The organism is Ruminiclostridium papyrosolvens C7 (assembly GCF_000421965.1).
Lineage (GTDB): Bacteria > Bacillota > Clostridia > Acetivibrionales > DSM-1351 > Ruminiclostridium > Ruminiclostridium papyrosolvens_A.
This window is the reverse complement of record NZ_ATAY01000075.1, coordinates 1-3,008: the sequence shown is the minus strand read 5'-3', so window position 1 is coordinate 3,008 and position 3,008 is coordinate 1. Positions and strand designations below refer to the sequence as shown.

The window sequence follows — 3,008 nt, the reverse complement described above, 5'->3', positions numbered from 1 at the left end:
TGATTTCAATATTACCTCCACCGGTGGCACTTGCGACTCTCGCCGCGAAGCTTTTGGCACCGCTGCCGAAATCCACATTGCTGTAAACAGTATAGTCCCCGTTTTCAATAAATCCTACATCCTCCCCGCCTTCGGTACAGGTTTCTGTCTGGATTCCTGACTGATTACTGTAACTTTCTGCTTCAATCCTTAAATATGCAGATTGTTCAACGGGTATCTCCGAAGCACCGGCTATGTTTGCAACAACCCCAACAGCATCAATAACCAAAGTACCACTTAACACCTTCAAACGAACCGTATGCTTACCGTATTCAAGACCGTGAAGTGCAAATGTTTGGTATAAGTTCCCAGACACCATCGTACCGGCTGAAGAATTAACAACTCTTCCATCAACCGTTACCTCCAACTTAGCCGAACCGTTGTTGGCTCCAAGAATGTCCAGCCCGGTGCCTTTGAATGAGTACTGAAGTATAGCACCAGCTCCCTGGCTGGTGGAAAGGGACCGTTGGTAATTGTACATGGATTTGCCGTTTTCATGTGCCCAAGAACCGCTGTAAACAAGCTTTGGAGCAGGAACAGAAGACAAATCGTACATCTCCAGATTGTCCAGCATTTCTGAGTAGTAAGGTGCGTAACCGTCAATTGTTTCAACCTTTAAATTGTCAAAACGAGTATTGTAATAGCCGCTGGCCAGATCAATACGCCCAGACAATCTTGGGGTAGAATCTGTGTAGGTGTAAAGGATGGTATTGTCCAGATACGCAGTCACCTTGTTGTCTGCAACCATAATAGAAATGTTGTGCCATGCACTATAAGCGGTATTAAAGCCACTGATTTTCACTCCACCCGAGCCGCTTACTACATTGCCACTTGCCACTGAACTGCCATTGACTAGCAGCGACCAACCGCCGTCAAACCAGAATTTCAGTATATACGGAGTACCATTTAAATAGTGTGAATTTTCACCGCCCTGTTGTCTGGCACCGATAGCAGCATAATTGTTACCTCCCTCGGTACTGTTGTGTTCAAATGAAACATCTACGCTTGCCTTGTAGTTCATCCAGCGGTTATCGCCTATACCTGTGATAGGATTACCATTGTTCCATGTGCCTCCAAGCCCCATACTGGATTGATCTACCTGTTGGCGAAGGATATAGTTGCTCGATCCGTCAGGAATATATGCTTCAAACGCACCGTTACGATCACTGGTATAACGTGGTTTCACACTTTTGGAGCCTCCCCGGGAATCTATATAGCTTTGGGTTCCCGTGATTTGTCCCCCCTCTGCTATCACTGGGGCAGTTTTGCCGGAATAATCAAAGTTGTCAGCATATAAGACGTTATCACTGGTATCCTGTATGGAACCGGTCTTGTCTGTATCCAGCACCGTGCGCTCACCTTCCACTGGAAGAGGCGTATTGAACTCAGCTTTTCCACTATTACTTAATGTTGTAACTGTAACAACGGAATAAGGTTTTACGTTTACTGTATAAACTCCGCTGCTGCTTGTGGAAACCGTTCCCGTGTACTTCATGTATTTACTATTAAAAGATGCTCCCTTATCAGCTGCACGTGTTTCCCATACTTCCAGAGAAGGGTTTCCTGAATAAGACATATTGATGGTCTTAAACGTGTAGGTTTTGGAATATTCACTATCGTTAATGAAAACAGTTGAAAAATCATGCTTATCCGGAGAGGCAAGTGTCATATAACTGGGAGTGCCATTGCGCCCATTAACGGGATTCGTACCTGTGGCACCTGTGAAACTAGCCTGAGGTACGGCCCTCCAAACCCCTGCGGTATTGCTCTCATTTTCCCAGCCTGCCTTTGAAAACCAGCTGAAATGTCGAAGTATGATAAGTCCGGCATCATAGTGAATCCACCCGGACCAGGGATCACGTGCGGATAACAATTCCTTAAATGAGTACTGTCCGCCTTCATAGAAGGACCCAATAGCTGGCTGATAGATAAAATGTGTCCTCCTGGAATTTACAAACCCCTTGATAACAGTGTTCCCCATTTCCAGAGGGCTGTTTATACCTCCTATGCCCGTTCCTGCTACTGTTGGATCTTTCATATTGTTATTGGGGCGAAAGGACGAATTACTAAAAGTGGCCTGTGCTTCACTATTCCACACCTCTTTGTCATAAGCTTCGGCAAGCTGTTTAAAACTCCCTGAACTGTTGTCATCGGTATTATAGTGATATGCAGCAACTGATACGGCATCACGAAGGGTGGCATCACTCACCATATCATCCCCGAAGGAACCAATGGCAACTTCATCGGAAATTACTACCTTTATTTTGTTGTAAAGTGCCCGCTCTTCAGCATTGTTAAAGCCTGTACTGTCTGTTTTAATACGCTGGGCATATTGTTTAGTCCATGTTAAATCCGGTGTTTGTTCGTTGACTCCCGGATTTACGTAATCAACCATATAACCATATTGACGATATGCTGCTAATATGGTGTTCTTATACCATGTATAAATCTTATCATTGCTATTTGCCCAACCGGGGGCATTCCAGCGTAATATGCTGACTTTAAGATTGGGGTTCACCTTCTTGGCGTCGGCCGCCAGTTGAAATCCGGGGTGCCTTTTGACATTAGCCGTCTCATTTTCCCATCGCATCGTGGACGGATCCGGCCCGGTGGAGTTGTTACGGTCGTTACCCATCTCAATTTTCACATGAGTCATGATTGGATTTTTTCCACCGAACAGAATCTGCAGCAATTCCGCGTATTTCTCAGGATACTCCGACTTGTAATCCATCAACAGCGCACTTGAACTGTTGCCGCTAAGGACGCCGAACCCCTTAAATGTGAGACCATTGACGTTACCGGCTTTGATATCGTTTCCATCTAGCACAAAGTCCGTATCTGAGGCTAAAGCGGTATTCACCGGTGTAGTTGAAAACAATGCTGTAGTCATAGTTACAAGCAGAAGAATAGATAAAATTTTTCTTTTCATTGTGCTTACCCCTGCCCCGGAAAGCTGATACTTATGCCAA

General features: G+C 45.2%; 1 protein-coding gene. It reads right to left on the bottom strand.

Annotated features, from left to right (window positions below; translation table 11 throughout):
- A partial coding sequence (locus tag L323_RS35490) for a carbohydrate-binding protein (protein WP_031342308.1) occupies nt 1-2,968 on the bottom strand: 2,968 nt, incomplete at its 3' end.
- Between the last annotated feature and the right edge of the window lie 40 nt (nt 2,969-3,008).